Here is a 15,685-nt window from a genome sequence, read left to right as displayed (position 1 = left end):
TTGGGTTGCTTGGGGTTTTGGTGGTTGAGGCTTGAGTGGGTTGGACAGGGTTCTTTGATCCGCAAGGGGCAATGATCTGTCCGTGGGACGAGCGTCCGCTCGAGACCGAAGCGCCAACCTGAAATCCGTCATTCCCGCGAAAGCGGGAATCCAGGGACTTTCCGCTTTTGCCTTTGAATTGGGCTCTCTTTGTCCGCGTCAGTACCCCGTGGGGTGAAGCTCTTGATCCGCGGCCTGCCGCTGTGAGTGCGCCGCATGCGTAGAGCCAGAAGCAACGTCCCTGGATTCCCGCTTTCGCGGGAATGACGAATTTTGCAGGGGCCGACACCAATGACGAATTGGGGGAGCCGACGCCGGCCTCGATCTCAGCGCTTGGAGGCGTCCTCCAACGCCAGGTTCAGCGCCACCACATTCACCCGCGGCTGCCCGAACACGCCGAACTGCTTGCCGGTCGTATGCGACTTCACCAGCGCGGCCACCGTCTCCACCGGCAAGCCGCGCGCACGGGCCACGCGGGCGATCTGGATGCGCGCCGCGGCCGGCGAGATGTCCGGGTCCAGGCCGCCGCCGGACTGTGTCACCAGGTCCGAGGGCACCTGCGAGGGCGACACACGCTCGCGCGCGGCGACCTGCGCGATCGCGTCGTCCACGCGCTTGATCGCGTCGGGATTGCTGCGCGCCTGGTTGCTGCCGGCGGCCGACATCGGGTCGTACTTGGCCGCCGAGGGGCGCGGCTGGAACCACTGATCGCCGGCGAACGGCTGCGCCACCAGCGCCGAGCCGATCACGGTATCGCCGCGCCGCAGCAGGCTGCCGGTGGCCTGCTCGGGAAACGCCACGCGCGCCAGGCCCGTGCCGGCCAAGGCGTACAGCAGCCCCATCACCAGCAGCGCGACCAGGGACAGCACCAGAGCCGGCCGCCACGCGGCGCGGTCCTGCAGAACAGGGGAAGACATGGCAGCTCCTTTTCCGGAAGGGCGGGACAACAGGGTCTGGGCGAGGTCGACGCGGCTCATGCGCCCACCACCGCGTTCAGGACGAGATCGATCAGCTTGATCGCCACGAACGGCAGCACCACGCCGCCCACGCCGTAGATCAGCATGTTCCGGCGCAGCAGCACGGTGGCCGTGGCCGGGCGGAAGCGCACGCCGCGCAGGGCCAGCGGGATCAGCGCCGGAATCACCAGCGCATTGAAGATCAGCGCCGCCAGCACCGCGTTGCGCGGGCTGGACAGGTGCATGACGTTCAAGGCGGCCATCGAGGGAATCGCCGCGGCGAACAGCGCCGGCAGGATGGCGAAGTACTTGGACACGTCGTTGGCCAGCGAGAAGGTGGTCAGCGCGCCGCGCGTGATCAGCTGCTGCTTGCCCACTTCCACCACCGCCAGCAGCTTGGCCGGGTCGCTGTCCAGGTCGACCATGTTGCCGGCCTCCTTGGCGGCCTGGGTGCCGGAGTTCATCGCCAGGCCCACGTCGGCCTGGGCCAGCGCCGGGGCGTCGTTGGTGCCGTCGCCGACCATGGCCACCAGCCGCCCGCCGGCCTGTTCGGCGCGGATGCGGGCGAGCTTGTCCTCGGGGCGGGCCTGGGCGATGTAGTCGTCCACGCCGGCCTCGGCGGCGATGGCCGCGGCGGTGAGCGGGTTGTCGCCGGTGATCATCACCGTCTTGATGCCCATCGCACGCAGCTGGGCGAACTTCTCCTTGATGCCGTGCTTGACCACGTCGGACAGCTCGATCACGCCCAGCACGTGCCGGCCTTCGACCACCACCAGCGGGGTGGCGCCGCCGCGCGCGACCTGCTCGACGCGGCCGGCCAGTTCGGAAGGCACGCTGCCGCCCAGCGCGGTCACGTAGGCGGCAATCGCATCGACCGCGCCCTTGCGGATCGCGCGGCCGGCCACGTCCACGCCGGACATGCGGGTCTGCGCGGTGAAGGCCAGGTACTCGGCCTGGTCGGGCTCGGCGGCGGTGCAGCCCTGCTCGCGCGCAAGCCGCACGATCGACTTGCCCTCCGGCGTGGGGTCGGCCAGCGAGGACAGCAGCGCGGCCTCGCGCAGCTGGATCGCGTCGATGCCGGCCAAAGTATGGAAGTGGGTGGCCTGGCGATCGCCGTGGGTGATGGTGCCGGTCTTGTCCAGCAGCAGCACGTCCACATCGCCCGCAACTTCTACCGCCTTGCCCGACTTGGCCAGCACGTTGGCGGCCAGGGCGCGGTTCATGCCGGCGATGCCGATGGCCGGCAGCAGGCCGCCGATGGTCGTCGGGATCAGGCAGACCAGCAGCGCGATCAGCAGCAGCGGGTCGACGCGCACGCCGACGAACGCGCCGATGGCCGGCAGCGTAGCGACCACGATCAGGAAGGTCAGCGTCATCGCCGCCAGCAGCAGGGTCAGGGCGATCTCGTTTGGCGTCTTCTGCCGGTTGGCGCCCTCGACCAGGGCGATCATGCGGTCCAGGAAGCTGTTGCCCGGCTCGGCGGTGACCTTCACCACGATCTCGTCGGTCAGCACCTTGGTGCCGCCGATCACGCCGCTGCGGTCGGTGCCGGCCTCGCGCAGCACCGGCGCCGATTCGCCGGTGACGGCGGCCTCGTTGATGGTCGCCAGGCCGCGCACGATCTCGCCGTCGGCCGGGATCTGCTGCCCGGCCGAGACGATCACCAGATCGCCCGGGCGCAGCTGCGCGGCCGGCAGGCTGCGTTCGCTGGCGTGGCCCTGGATGGCATCGACCTTGCGCGCGATCAGGTCCTGCCGCGCGGTGCGCAGCGAGGCGGCCTGGCCGCGGCCGCGCGCCTCGGCGATGGCCTCGGCGAAATTGCCGAACAGCACCGTTAGCAGCAGGATCGCGCTGACCGCCAGGCCGAAGCCCAGCGGCGCGTTGCCGGTCAGCGTGACCAGCAGCGCGACCAGGGTGCCGGCCATGACCACGGCCATGACCGGGCTGCGCACCAGCTTGGCGGGATTGAGCTTGAGCACCGCATCGCGCAGCGCGGCACGGATGGCCGCGCCATCGAGCAGGCGCTGCGGCGCGCGGTGGGAATGGACTTGGGAGTTCATGTTCAGCGTCCTTCAGTGCGCCATCAGCGCCAGGTGTTCGGCGACCGGGCCCAGCACCAGCACCGGCATGAACTGCAGCACGGTCAGCACGGCGATCACCGCGATCAGGGTCAGGGCGAAGGTGGGGGTTTCGATCTGCAGGCTGCCCGGCGACTCGGGCGCGGCGCGCTTGGCCGCCAGCTGCGCGGCGACCACCAGCGGCACGATCAGCGCCGGGTAGCGGCCCAGCAGCAGCACCAGGGTGCAGCTGAGGTTCCACCACGGCGTGCTGTCGCCCAGGCCCTCGAAACCCGAGCCGTTGTTGGCGAAGGCCGAGGCGTACTCGTAGAACACCTGGCTGATGCCGTGGAAGCCGGGATTGGAGTTGGCGGTCAGCGCGGGCACCGCCAGCGCGATGGCGGTGAACAGCAGCAGCACGATCGGCTGCAGCAGGATCAGCAGCGCCAGCAGCTTGACCTGGGCGGTCTCGATCTTGCGCCCGAACAGCTCCGGCGTGCGCCCGGTCATCAGCCCGGCCAGGAACACGCCCAGCAGCAGGTACACGATGAACTGCTGCAGGCCGCAGCCGATGCCGCCCCAGATGGCGTTGATCAGCATGTCGATCATGGCCACGCCGCCGCTGAGCGGGCTGAGCGAGTCGTGCATGGCGTTGACCGAGCCGTTGGAGGTCTGCGTGGTCAGCGCCGCCCACAGCGCGGAAGGCACGGCGCCGAAGCGCACCTCCTTGCCTTCCATCAGCAGCGGGCTGGCGGCGCTGGCCGAATGGCCTTCGGCCCACACCAGCGCCGCGGTGGAGGCGGCCGACATCGCCAGCATGCTGCCGAAGATCAGCCCGGCCAGCTTGCGCCGGCCGGTGAACGCGCCGACCATCACCACCACCGCGATCGGGATCAGCACCAGCGCGATGCATTCCAGCGCGTTGGAGAACGGGGTCGGGTTCTCCAGCGGCATGGCGCTGTTGGGCCCGTACCAGCCGCCGCCGTTGGTGCCCAGCTGCTTGACCGCGACCATCGCCGCGACCGGGCCCAGCGGCAGCTTCTGCGCGCTGAAGTCCGCGCTGTGCGCGATCGGCGTGGCCGTGGGACCGGCCTGCAGCGTGGAGGGCACGCCCTGGCTGCCGAGCAGCAGCGTCCACAGCAGGCACAGCGGCAGCATGAAGCGCACGCAGGCGCGGATCACATCGCTGTAGTAGTTGCCCACATCGACCGCGCGCGCATCGCCTTCCTGCGCATCGGCGGCGCGGCCCTTGCCGAAGAACGCCCGCAGCGTGGCCACCGCCAGCCCCAGGCCCATCATCGGCGTGACCACCTGCAGCCCGGTGATGGCCACCATCTGCGACAGGTAGGACAGCTGCGCCTGGCCGGAGTAATGCTGCTGGTTGGTGTTGGTCAGGAACGAGACCATGGTGTGCAGCGCCAGGTCCCAGCGCATGTTGGGCACACCGTCAGGATTGAGCGGCAGCCAGGCCTGGGTCATGAACATCGCCCACACCAGCACGCCCACCACCACATTGCTCAGCACGAAGGCGCCGGCGTAGCCGCGCCAGGACATGCCGCGTGCCGGGTCCACGCCCAGCAGCGCATAGAGCGGCCGCTCGACGAGGCCGAACAGCGCATCGCCGCGCATCGGCGCGCCGCGCATCACCCGGGCCAGGTACAGACCCAGCGGCCAGGCCAGCAGCAGCGCGGCGGCCAGGATCAGGAAGATCTCAAGCATGTCGTGGGTTCCTTCAGAAGTCTTCGGGTCGCAGCACGACGTAGAGCAGGTAGGCGGCGGCGAGGATCACCAGCGCACCACAGGTCAAAGCTAGCCAGCCAGGCATTGGTTGTGTCTCCATGGACTGCGGTCGGCGGCCATGCGTGCCGCGCGATCCGCAGGGGAATGAGGAAAGGGGGCATGCAGCTCCCTGCATGCGGCGCCCGCCCCGGGTGTGCCGGAACGGGCGAAAGTGTCGAGCGCGTGCCGGTAAAGGCGCTAGGCGCGATGCGCCGCCGTGCGTAAATTCTTCATCAAATCTCCGCCCGGCCAGGCCGCGCGGCTCAGAACCGATGTGCGAATCCGACGTAGCCCTGGACATCGGGCGTCCGGTCGTTCAGACCGAAGTTGGCGCCGAGATCGATCTGGAACTTCGGAGCCAGCAGGTAGCTGACCGCCACGTCCGCGGAGGCCTGCCTGATCGTGCCGGCCGGGTCCTTGTTCACCGAGGACCACAGCTCCACCGCCACGCCCAGTCGCGGGGTGAGCGCATGGGAGAGGTTGACCAGATTGGTCACGCCCAGGTGCGTGCCGCTGCCGTCGCTGTCGGCCAGCGCATCCAGCTCCGGCCCCAGCAGCAGGGTGAAGCCGCGCGGCAGGTTGAGGCTGATCGGCAGGGCCACGCCCCCTTCCCACTTGTCATTGCCCAGGCCGTCGGAGGCCGTGGGCATCTTGACGAACGGAATCACCGCCACACTCACCGATGGACCCTCGTAGAAGCGGGTCTTCAGGCGCAGGGTCGCATCACCGCCGCCGGACAGGCGGGACATGGCGCCGTCGGTGCGATCCAGCGTCCGCACTTCCACCTGCGGGGACCAGTACAGCTGGAGGTCGGTGTCGTCGCTCAGTCCGTACTTCAGCCCGGTATTGGCGAAGGCGAAGGTTTCGGTCCTGGTCGCGGGCTGGGTATCCCGGGTGTAGCTGGTGACATCCGCTTCCACCTGCCAATCGCCGGCGGGAACGGTGCAGACCGCATTGCTCTTGGTCGGGCGGTCGGTGCAGAGCGGTGCGTCGTCGCCGGCCGCCATGGCCGGGGCCGCACAGGCCAGGCCGAGCAGCACCAGGGCGCCAGAGGCCAGCGGCGCGCGCCCACGCGGCGCGTTGAGTGATGTCTCGATGTTCAAAACGAAGCTTCCTTGGCGTCGCCCGGCAATCAGCGGACGCGCGGTATGACGACATTCCACGACCTTTGCACGGGATGTCGATCTGCTGGGTTAAGTGCGTGGGTGGCCTCGCCACGCCACGCTGCAAGGCCAGCGCAAGATAGGAAGGGGCGGCGTAAAGACACCATCCGCGCCCGCTGCCTCTGACATAAAAACCGCATCAAATCGCCAGGCGCGCGTGCTGCGCGGCGCAGAGATTGCGAAGAATTTATGCCGCAGGCGCCGATGCGCATGGCGCGTTGATGCCCTCGGCGCGAACCATGCGCGTCCCGCACCGTGGTGCGCTGTCAGCTGCCATGTTCATGTCCATCGTGTTGCTCCAAGGGCCGGCCGCCGGCCCGGTCTCACTGCCCCCGCATGCCGCGCTGTCCATCGACCTGATCCAGTGCGACACGCTGCCGGCCATGGTCGGCGGCCTGCACCTGGCCCGCCGCCAGCGCGCGCCGCTGGTGGTGCTCGACCCCGGCGCGTGGTCCGCGCGCGACTGCGCCCTGCACGGCGCGGCCTTGCGCGACGCGCTCGATGCGCTGGACGCGCCGTATATCGAACTGCACGACCACAGCGCCCAGGAATTCGCCCACTGGGCCCATCCGCAGCACGAGGCGCTGGCCGTGTTCAACGTCGACCGCGACGCCGCCGCACGCCTGACCATGGCGTTTGCCGTGGCCACGCGCCTGGTCGCCGCGCCGCTCGACCCGCACTGAGGGCCGCCCCCATGTCCATCGTCATCGTCCGCGGCCCCGACCGCCTCCATGCCACGCCCGCGCCGCCGGCCTCGCTGCCCTCGCCGGTGATGCACGGGCTGGCCGAGCTGGCCTGCTGCGCCGGCAAGACCATCGCCCTGCGCAGCTGCGCCAGCGAGCGCGAGCTGCTGCAGACCCTCACCCTGTGCCGGCGCACCCAGGTCGAGCTGGTGCTGCTCGATCCCGGCGCCTGCAGCGCCAGCCCGCGCCTGCACGCGCTGCTCGCACAGCAGCCCCTGCCCTACATCGAAGTGCACGACGACCCGCCCGGCCAGCCCGAGGCCTGCCTGCCCGACGCCAGCGGCCGGCGCGTCGGCCGGGCCCAGGGCTACGGCGCGCACAGCTACACCCTGGCCCTATCGCTGGCGCTGGAACATCTGGGCTGCAGCGAACTGGACGATGTCCATGTGGGCACCTGAGCCGGGCCCGGCGCGCACGCCGGTCGCGGTGCGCTACTTCGTCGATTACGAGGTGTGGGTGGGCGGCCAGGCGATCGCCTGGGGCCAGCTGATCCAGGCCGGGCCGCCCGGCGACCCGCTGCCCGGCGCGGACGCGGCCTGGCTGCACGATCTGCAGCAGCGCGCGGCCGACCGCCACGGCGTGGGCGCCACCGAAGTGCGCATCCGCACGCTGGCGCGGCTCTAGGACACGCCAGGCCCGCTGACATGCGATGACACGCGGCTTCATCACGCCGCAACACGATCGCGGCAATGCTTAGCTCCGCTGCCCACTGGAGAGAGTTGCCATGCGTCTTGCCCTGACCGCCGCCGCCGTGTCCCTGGCCCTGTCCGCCTGCGCCTCGGCGCCGCTGGCGTTCCAGCCACTGGACGGCACCATCTCCGGCACCTGCCATACCGACATGGTCAAGGGCGCGGTCGGCCTGGCCGCCGCGCAGCCGACGCTGGAGCGCATCCGCGTGGACAGCGACAGCACCGCGCTGTCCACCGGCGATCAGGCCGCGACCGCGACCGAAGGCGGCTCGACCGTGCACGTGCAGGTCGGCGAGCACAACGCGATCACCGCCATCGGCTGCAGCGGCACCACGGTGGCGATGCGGTAAGCCTTTCGCGGGCGCATCCGCTGTCCCGACGCCGGCGCTCGCGCCGGCGTCGTCGTGTCCGGGTCCGGATCAGGCCGCGGCCGCGCGCTTGGTCTTGCCGAGCGGGACCTTGTGGACCTTGGCCATCAGCTTCAGCGCGGCCTGCTCCCACTGCCGCTCGCCGCGCGCGTCGCCGGCGATCTTCTGCAGGCGCCCGTCCTCCCAGGCCACGAACACGCAGGGGTCGATGTACGCCTTGCGGCACACCGCCGGCGTATTGCCCAGCGCCCGCGCGACCTCCTTGATCACCCCGTTCTTGGCGCGGTTCAGCGCGGCCTTGCTGGGCGGCTCGGGCAGCGGCGTGGCCGCCAGCAGCTTGAACGCCGCCAGCGTGCCGCCCCAGGTGCGGAAGTCCTTGGCGGTGAAGTCCTCGCCCATCACCTCGTGCAGGTAGGCGTTGACCTGCCCGGAGTCGACCGGCTGCAGCGTGCCGTCGTCGTCCTGGTACTGGAACAGCGCCTGCCCCGGCAGGTGCTGCACCGCGCGGATCAGCTTGACCAGGCGCGCATCGTCGATGCCGATGTCGTGCTCCAGCCCGCCCTTGCCGCGGAACTTCAGCCGCACCCGGTCGCGGGCAAAGGCCACGTGCCGGTTGCGCAGCGTGGTCAGGCCGAAGGAGCGGTTCTCGCGGGCGTAGGTGGCGTTGCCGATGCGCACCAGCGTCTCGGCCATCACCGCCACCACGATCGCCAGCACCTTCTCGCGCGGGAAGCCGGGGCGCTTGAGGTCCTGGCGCAGGCGCCGACGCAGGCGCGGCAGGGCGGCGCCGAACTGGACGATGCGGTCGAACTTGCCCTCGCCGGTGACCTGCATCCAGTCCGGGTGATAGCGGTACTGCTTGCGCCGGCGCGCATCGCGCCCGGTGGCCTGCAGATGCCCGCGCTCCTGCAGGCAGATCCAGACCTCGGTATAGGCCGGCGGGATGGCCAGCGCGCGGATGCGGGTCAGGGTCAGCGCATCGCGCACCGCGCGGCCTTCCGGGTCGCGATAGCCGAAGCCCTTGCCGGCGCGTCGCCGCGAGTAACCGGGCTCGGCATCGCTGACATAGACCAGGCCGGCCAGCTTGGCCACGTCGGCCATCGGCGGCGGGACCGCGGGCGGGGCGGGGGTGCGCTTGCGGGAATTGGGAGAGGCAGCCATGCCGGCGGCACGTTGTCTGCTCGTGCATGAAAGCGCCGTCAACCGACGCATGCGCGGGCGCGTCGGCTGGTTAACATGAGGCCCTCATCGTCACGGAGCCTTCGCATGTCCCCCCTCTCCGCCTCCTCGCTGATGCTGCTGCTCGCGCTGGCCGGCTGCGCCGCGCCCAATCCCGACGAACAGGAACAGGCCGTGGCCCAGTCCGAGCAGCGCGCCGATGCCGCCGCCACCCCGACGCCGGAAGCCGCGCCGCCGGCCGACGCCAGCGCCTGCGACGCCACCCAGGCGCAGTGGATCGTCGGCAAGACGCCGGCCCAGGCCGACGTGGACCAGGCGCAGAAGGACGCCGGCGCCAAGAGCGCGCGCACGCTCAAGCCCAACCAGCCGGTGACGCTGGAATTCAACGAGAGCCGGCTCAACATCGAGGTCGACGAGAAGGGCGTGGCGATCTCCGTGCGCTGCGGCTGACGCGCGCCTCTATTTCAAACCCTCTCGGCAGGCTACTCTTCGCCCTTCACAAGGGCTCAAGGAATGGACTCGGTGAACGCCAGCGCCAAGACCGCGGTTACGAAAACTCCGTCCGATTGGAAGCTTTATTTGTGGAAGAAAATAGTCGCACTCACGGGTGCGGCTGGTTTGTGCGCCTCGGTTCATGCGCAAACCGTTGAATACATCCATACCGATGCACTGGGAAGCCCCGTCGCGGTGACCGACGCTAACGGCAACGTCATCGGACGCACCGAGTACGCCCCTTATGGCGACGTACTGAACCGTCCAGATACCGACGGACCCGGATACAGCGGACATGTGCTGGATGCGGCCACCGGGCTGAACTACATGCAGCAGCGATATTACGACCCGAACATCGGGCGGTTTCTATCGGTGGACCCGGTGAGCGCTAACACGGCTACGGGCGGGAACTTTAATCGCTACAAGTATGCCGCGAATAACCCCTACACATTTACCGATTCTGATGGTCGGCAAGAGGCAGCAGATCGGTTCGGTGATCGATTAAAAACGGATGCCGAAGCGGGCAACCTAAGTGTTTACAAACCTCTCGAAAAACCTGCCATTGCCATCACGGCGTTCATGCTTGTGGGTCCACCGGCGCTTGCCCTTTTGCCGGAAAGCGCTGCGACTGCTGCTGCCACGTCAGCGGGCGCAGGTGGTACTGGCGGTGGGCTGGGGACGCTGATTTCTGCGTCGGAGGCCGCTGGCGGGCATATGGTTGCAAGGCATGTCGGCCTCTCTGCGGCACAGCTTGCGGGGCGACTTGCAACCGACACGGGCATTAAAGCGGCTTCTACGTTTGCCTCGGCCTCAACCGCTGAAACTTCTTTAGGCAGTGCATTGGCGGCAAACCAAACACAGGTTGCCTCTTGGATAGCCGGAAACGGCGGAGCTCGCTTAGTCATTGAGGGGACTGCAGCAAGCTCTGTTGGTAGCGTACTCGTTCGCGGCGCAGCTACCGCAGTAGAATCGCCTACGGGAAGATTTGTTCTACAACGCGCGTCCGAAATGGCGCAAGGTTTCAAAATAGTTACGGGCTACCCAGTACCATGATCAATCTCGTCGACGAATTCTTCGCCCCTTATCTCCACCAGGACTTTGCCCGGGAGTTTGGCTCCGCTGAGAAACTGGCGGATGAGTTGGTTAGGACGAACAGTTCACCGTGGATCGAAGATCTGACTGAAGGTCTAAAAGCGCTTCTGATCCGGTTCCCTTCGAACCAGATGCTCTATACCGAACTTTCCCGCCTCTCTGTCGAGTACATCCCGCCTCTTCCTACGAATTTCTTTAGGGCGCTCGTTTCGGAAATCACACGCATACGTGGCTGTTGAGTCGAGGCGAATCGGCTGCTGGCAATGCAAAAATCCTCGCGGATGTGTTGTAGGCGCTGCAGTTGAAAAAACAGTCCGTTAGCTTTAGCTCTTTCAAGACGCACCCGGGCTGTCGTGCATGCCTGAAACTACCCACCCTTGGCGGGTTGGGTCGCAAGGAGACTGATCGGAAAGCCTCGGGTTTGTTGCCCCTGAAACCGTCACTGCACCAAGGTGGCGCAGGCGTTGCGGCGGCGCACCAAGTTGTGGTGTCATCGCAAGTCCGGTGACACCTTCTTCACGTCTGCGCCGCCCATCGAAGGGCTCGGGTGCCGCCTGCCCCTCCTTCGTTTTCGAGGTAGCACCAATGGCCCCCCGCAACCGCCACGGGCTGTACGACCCCAACGACGAACGCGATGCCTGTGGCTTCGGCATGATCGCGCAGCTGGACGACCAGCCCTCGCGCCAGCTCGTCGATACCGCCATCACCGCCCTGTCGCGCATGACCCATCGTGGCGGCGTGGCGGCCGATGGCCTGACCGGGGACGGCTGCGGCCTGCTGATTCGCAAACCGGAAGGCTTCCTGCGGGCGCTGGCGCGCGAGGCGCATATCGAGGTCGGCGCCCGCTTCGCCGCCGGCCTGGTGTTCCTGCCGGGCGACGGCGATGCCGCGCACGACTGTCGCGACCGCCTGGAGGCCGAGCTCACCGCCACCGGCGTGCGCGTGTGCGGCTGGCGCGTGCCGCCGACCGACGAATCGGTGTGCGGCGAGCTGGCCAAGGCCACCCTGCCGCGCATCGAGCAGATCTTCGTCGAGGCCGGTGCCGAGCAGGACGTGGAGGCCTTCGCCCTGGCCCTGTTCCTGGCGCGCCGCCGCGCCGAGCAGGCCCTGCGCGAGACCACGCCCGACTTCTATGTGGTGACCCTCTCGCCGCACGTGATCGGCTACAAGGGCATGGTGCTGCCCGACAAGCTGCCGGTGTTCTACCCGGACCTGCAGCGCAACGACCTGACCTCCAGCGCGGTGGTGTTCCACCAGCGCTTCTCGACCAACACCATGCCGCGCTGGCCGCTGGCGCACCCGTTCCGCCTGCTGGCGCACAACGGCGAGATCAACACCATCGAGGGCAACCGCTCCTGGGCGCAGGCGCGCAGCAAGGTGTGGAAGACGCCGAAGTTCGACATCGCCCAGTTCGATCCGGTGATCTCCATGCACGGCTCGGATTCGCAGAGCCTGGACAACATGCTCGAGCTGCTGGTCGCCGGCGGCATGGAGCTGATCCAGGCGCTGCGCATCCTGGTGCCGCCGGCGACGGCCTCGCTGGAGTTCAAGGACGCCGACCTGGCCGCGTTCTACGAGTTCTACGGCCTGAACACCGAGCCGTGGGACGGCCCGGCCGGCATCGTCGCCTGCGACGCGCGCTATGCGGCGTGCATGCTCGACCGCAACGGCCTGCGCCCGGCGCGCTGGATGCTGACCTCCGACCGCCACTTCCTGGTCGCCTCCGAGGCGGGCGTGTGGGAGCTGCCGGCCGAGCGCATCACCCGCAAGGGCAAGCTGGGCCCGGGCGAGATGATGGCTATCGACCTCAAGCGCGGCGACCTGCTCGACTCGGATGCCATCGATCGCATCAACCGCGGCCGCGCGCCGTTCAAGCAGTGGCTGCAGCAGGGCGTGACCTATCTGCAGACCGAGCTGATCGACCCCTCGCTGGTGGAGGAGCCGTTCGACGAGAAGACCCTGCGCAGCTACCACAAGCTGTTCCAGCTCAGCACCGAGGAAGTGGAGCAGATCCTGCGTCCGCTGGCCGAGACCGAGCAGGAGGCCACCGGCTCGATGGGCGACGACACGCCCATGGCCGTGCTGAGCCAGCACACCCGGCCGCTGTACGACTACTTCCGCCAGGCCTTCGCGCAGGTGACCAACCCGCCGATCGACCCGCTGCGCGAAGGCATCGCCATGTCGCTGTCCACCCAGCTGGGCCGGGAGACCAACATCTTCCACGCCGGCCCGGAGACGGTGAACCACGTCATCCTCAACTCGCCGGTGCTGTCCCAGCGCAAGCTGCGCCAGCTGTTGAAGATGGACCAGTACGCGCACAAGAACCGGCTGATCGACCTGTCCTATGCGCCCGAGGAAGGCCTCAAGGCCGGCATCGAGCGCATCTGCCGGGAGGCCGAGGCCGCCGCGCGCGAAGGCATGGTCATGCTGCTGCTGTCCGACCGCTATCCGGTCGCCGACCGGCCGATGGTCCATGCGCTGCTGGCCACCGGCGCGGTGCACCACCACCTGTCCAACGTCGGCCTGCGCTGCGACGTCAACCTGATCATCGAGACCGGCACCGCGCGCGATCCGCACCACATGGCCTGCCTGCTGGGCGTGGGCGCCACGGCGGTGTATCCGTACCTGGCCTACCAGACCCTGTTCGACCTGGGCCGGCGCGGCATCCTGCTGCTCAAGGCCGGCGGCGAAGTAGCCCAGATCGGCCGCAAGTACCGCAAGGGCGTCTACAAGGGCCTGTCCAAGATCATCTCCAAGATGGGCATCTGCACCATCGCCAGCTATCGCGCCGCGCAGCTGTTCGAGGTGGTCGGCCTGGACCGCGAGGTGGTGGAGCTGTGCTTCCCCGGCGCGGCCAACCGCGTGGGCGGCGTGGGCTTCGAGCGCCTGGATACCGAGGCCCGGCAGCTGACCCGCAACGCCTGGAACGACCTGCGCAAGCCCGAGGTCGGCGGCCTGATCAAGTACGTCCACGGCGGCGAGTACCACATGTACAACCCGGACGTGGTCATGACGCTGCAGCGCGCCACCCGCACCGGCGATGCGAAGGATTGGCAGGCCTACACCGACGCGGTGCACAACCGCCCGGTCTCGACCCTGCGCGACCTGCTGCAGCTCAAGCTGGCCGACACGCCGCTGCCGCTGGATCAGGTCGCCGAGGCCGGCGACGTGCTGCGCCGCTTCGACACCGCCGCCATCTCGCTGGGCGCGCTCTCGCCCGAGGCGCACGAGGCCCTGGCCATCGCCATGAACCGGCTGGGCGGGCGTTCCAACTCCGGCGAGGGCGGTGAGGACCCGGCCCGCTACGGCACCGAGAAGCGCTCCAAGATCAAGCAGGTGGCCTCGGGCCGCTTCGGCGTCACGCCCGAGTACCTGGTCAATGCCGAGGTGCTGCAGATCAAGGTCGCCCAGGGCGCCAAGCCCGGCGAAGGCGGCCAGCTGCCCGGGCACAAGGTCAACGAGCTGATCGCGCGCCTGCGCTATGCCAAGCCCGGCATCGGCCTGATCAGCCCGCCTCCGCACCACGACATCTATTCCATCGAGGACCTGGCCCAGCTGATCTTCGACCTCAAGCAGGTCAACCCGAAGGCGCTGGTCTCGGTGAAGCTGGTCAGCCATGCCGGCGTGGGCACGATCGCCGCCGGCGTGGTCAAGGCCGGCGCGGACCTGATCACCATCTCCGGCCACGACGGCGGCACCGGCGCCTCGCCGATCAGCTCGATCCGCTATGCCGGCGTGCCGTGGGAGCTGGGCGTGGCCGAGGCCCACCAGGCCCTGGTGCAGAACCAGCTGCGCGAGCGCACCGTGCTGCAGACCGACGGCGGCCTGAAGACCGGCCTGGACGTGATCAAGGCCGCGCTGCTGGGCGCGGACAGCTTCGGCTTCGGCACCGGCCCGATGATCGTGCTGGGCTGCAAGTACCTGCGCATCTGCCACCTCAACAACTGCGCCACCGGTGTGGCCACCCAGGACGAGCGGCTGCGCGCGGACCACTTCACCGGCCTGCCCGAGCGCGTGGAGAACTACTTCCGCCTGCTGACCGAGGAAGTGCGCGTGTGGCTCTCGCGCCTGGGCGTGCGCTCGCTGGACGAGATCGTCGGCCGCACCGACCTGCTCGAGCAGGTCGTCCACAGCCCGCGTCCGGGCGTGCACGTGGACCTGACGCGGCTGCTGGCCGGCGCCCAGGTCGACGGCGGCACCTGCGCCGCGCAGCGCATGTACGAGCCGCCGGACAGCCTGGCCACGCAGCTGGATTCGGAGCTGGCCCGGGCGATCGCGACCAAGGCCGGCGGCGACCACCGCCACCTGATCCACAACACCGACCGCTCGATCGGCACGCGCCTGTCCGGCGCGATCGCCCGCGCCCACGGCAACCACGGCATGAGCGATGCGCCGATCCAGCTACGCTTCCGCGGCACGGCCGGGCAGAGCTTCGGCGCGTTCAACGCCGGCGGCCTGAACATGGAGCTGGAAGGCGAGGCCAACGACTACGTGGGCAAGGGCATGGCCGGCGGCCGGCTGGTGGTGCGCCCGCCGCGCGGGGCGCGCTTCGAGGCGCGCAACACCGCCATCCTGGGCAACACCTGCCTGTACGGCGCCACCGGCGGCGAGCTGTTCGCCGCCGGCCGCGCCGGCGAACGCTTCGCGGTGCGCAACTCCGGCGCGCTGGCGGTAGTGGAAGGCGCCGGCGACCACTGCTGCGAGTACATGACCGATGGCATCGTCATGGTGCTGGGCCGGGTCGGCCTGAACTTCGGCGCCGGCTTCACCGGCGGGCTGGCCTATGTGCTGGACGTGGACCGCGATTTCGTGGACCGCTACAACCACGAACTGATCGACATCCACCGCATCAGCGGCGAAGGCTTCGAGAGCTACCGCCAGCACATCCACACCCTGATCCAGCGCCATCGCGAACTCACCGGCAGCATCTGGGCCCAGCAGATCCTGGACGAGTTCCGCGACTACATCGGCAAGTTCTGGCTGGTCAAACCCAAGGCCGCCAGCATCGAGTCGTTGACCGACGCGTTGCGGCGCGCCGCCTGACGGTGGCGGGATTGGGGATTGGGGATTCGGGATTGGCAGAGGCGATCCCTCCCCCCCGATCCCCGCCCGGTCCCGCTTCTTCGAA

General features: G+C 68.8%; 14 protein-coding genes. 8 read left to right on the top strand and 6 right to left on the bottom strand.

Features of this window, described 5'->3' with window-relative positions:
• Positions 1-365 precede the first annotated feature (365 nt).
• From kdpC to MWN52_RS00905, 5 genes are all read right to left on the bottom strand, one after another.
• On the bottom strand, positions 366-956 hold the full coding sequence (gene kdpC / locus MWN52_RS00925; RefSeq protein ID WP_286576123.1) for a potassium-transporting ATPase subunit KdpC: 591 nt from the start codon (positions 954-956) through the stop codon (positions 366-368).
• A 56-nt stretch (positions 957-1,012) separates the two neighbouring features.
• Complete coding sequence (gene kdpB, locus MWN52_RS00920; RefSeq protein ID WP_286576122.1) at positions 1,013-3,055, bottom strand: potassium-transporting ATPase subunit KdpB; 2,043 nt, start codon at positions 3,053-3,055, stop codon at positions 1,013-1,015.
• Between the two features lie 12 nt (positions 3,056-3,067).
• On the bottom strand, positions 3,068-4,771 hold the full coding sequence (kdpA, locus tag MWN52_RS00915) for a potassium-transporting ATPase subunit KdpA (protein WP_286576121.1): 1,704 nt from the start codon (positions 4,769-4,771) through the stop codon (positions 3,068-3,070).
• 13 nt (positions 4,772-4,784) lie between these two features.
• Entirely contained in the window at positions 4,785-4,877 is a 93-nt protein-coding gene (locus MWN52_RS00910) for a potassium-transporting ATPase subunit F (RefSeq protein ID WP_130514578.1), read from the bottom strand.
• Positions 4,878-5,094: 217 nt separating this feature from the next.
• Positions 5,095-5,838 (bottom strand): transporter, encoded by a 744-nt coding sequence (locus MWN52_RS00905; protein WP_345783522.1) that lies wholly within the window; start codon positions 5,836-5,838, stop codon positions 5,095-5,097.
• 437 nt (positions 5,839-6,275) lie between these two features.
• Between MWN52_RS00905 and MWN52_RS00900 the strand changes: the two genes are divergently transcribed.
• The 4 genes from MWN52_RS00900 to MWN52_RS00885 all read left to right on the top strand — a co-directional run bounded on the left by MWN52_RS00900 (position 6,276) and on the right by MWN52_RS00885 (position 7,776).
• Positions 6,276-6,677, top strand: a complete 402-nt coding sequence (locus tag MWN52_RS00900) for a type II 3-dehydroquinate dehydratase (protein ID WP_286576120.1) — start codon at positions 6,276-6,278, stop codon at positions 6,675-6,677.
• Positions 6,678-6,688: 11 nt separating this feature from the next.
• Positions 6,689-7,135: a 3-dehydroquinate dehydratase gene (locus tag MWN52_RS00895; protein WP_286576118.1), complete on the top strand. Its 447-nt coding sequence runs from the start codon at positions 6,689-6,691 to the stop codon at positions 7,133-7,135.
• A complete protein-coding gene (locus MWN52_RS00890; protein WP_286576117.1) occupies positions 7,122-7,361 on the top strand; it encodes a hypothetical protein in 240 nt (79 codons plus the stop codon). Before MWN52_RS00895 ends, MWN52_RS00890 begins: the two co-directional genes overlap by 14 nt.
• A gap of 100 nt (positions 7,362-7,461) precedes the next feature.
• Positions 7,462-7,776 (top strand): hypothetical protein, encoded by a 315-nt coding sequence (locus MWN52_RS00885; RefSeq protein WP_130530032.1) that lies wholly within the window; start codon positions 7,462-7,464, stop codon positions 7,774-7,776.
• Between the two features lie 69 nt (positions 7,777-7,845).
• Here MWN52_RS00885 and MWN52_RS00880 read toward each other — a convergent pair whose 3' ends face one another.
• A complete protein-coding gene (locus tag MWN52_RS00880; protein ID WP_425608065.1) occupies positions 7,846-9,006 on the bottom strand; it encodes a DNA topoisomerase IB in 1,161 nt (386 codons plus the stop codon).
• Between the two features lie 54 nt (positions 9,007-9,060).
• On the opposite strand from MWN52_RS00880, the gene MWN52_RS00875 reads away from it, so the two are divergent.
• The 4 genes from MWN52_RS00875 to gltB all read left to right on the top strand — a co-directional run bounded on the left by MWN52_RS00875 (position 9,061) and on the right by gltB (position 15,600).
• Positions 9,061-9,423 (top strand): I78 family peptidase inhibitor, encoded by a 363-nt coding sequence (locus tag MWN52_RS00875; RefSeq protein ID WP_286576116.1) that lies wholly within the window; start codon positions 9,061-9,063, stop codon positions 9,421-9,423.
• A gap of 72 nt (positions 9,424-9,495) precedes the next feature.
• Positions 9,496-10,518, top strand: coding sequence for an RNase A-like domain-containing protein (locus MWN52_RS00870; protein ID WP_425608064.1), 1,023 nt, complete (start codon positions 9,496-9,498; stop codon positions 10,516-10,518).
• Positions 10,515-10,796: a contact-dependent growth inhibition system immunity protein gene (locus MWN52_RS00865; RefSeq protein ID WP_286576115.1), complete on the top strand. Its 282-nt coding sequence runs from the start codon at positions 10,515-10,517 to the stop codon at positions 10,794-10,796. Before MWN52_RS00870 ends, MWN52_RS00865 begins: the two co-directional genes overlap by 4 nt.
• 346 nt (positions 10,797-11,142) lie before the next feature.
• Positions 11,143-15,600, top strand: a complete 4,458-nt coding sequence (gene gltB, locus MWN52_RS00860; protein WP_286576114.1) for a glutamate synthase large subunit — start codon at positions 11,143-11,145, stop codon at positions 15,598-15,600.
• The last annotated feature ends 85 nt before the right edge of the window (positions 15,601-15,685 follow it).

This window comes from Pseudoxanthomonas winnipegensis (assembly GCF_030322905.1).
GTDB lineage: Bacteria > Pseudomonadota > Gammaproteobacteria > Xanthomonadales > Xanthomonadaceae > Pseudoxanthomonas_A > Pseudoxanthomonas_A winnipegensis.
This window is presented reverse-complemented; position numbering and strand designations above follow the sequence as displayed.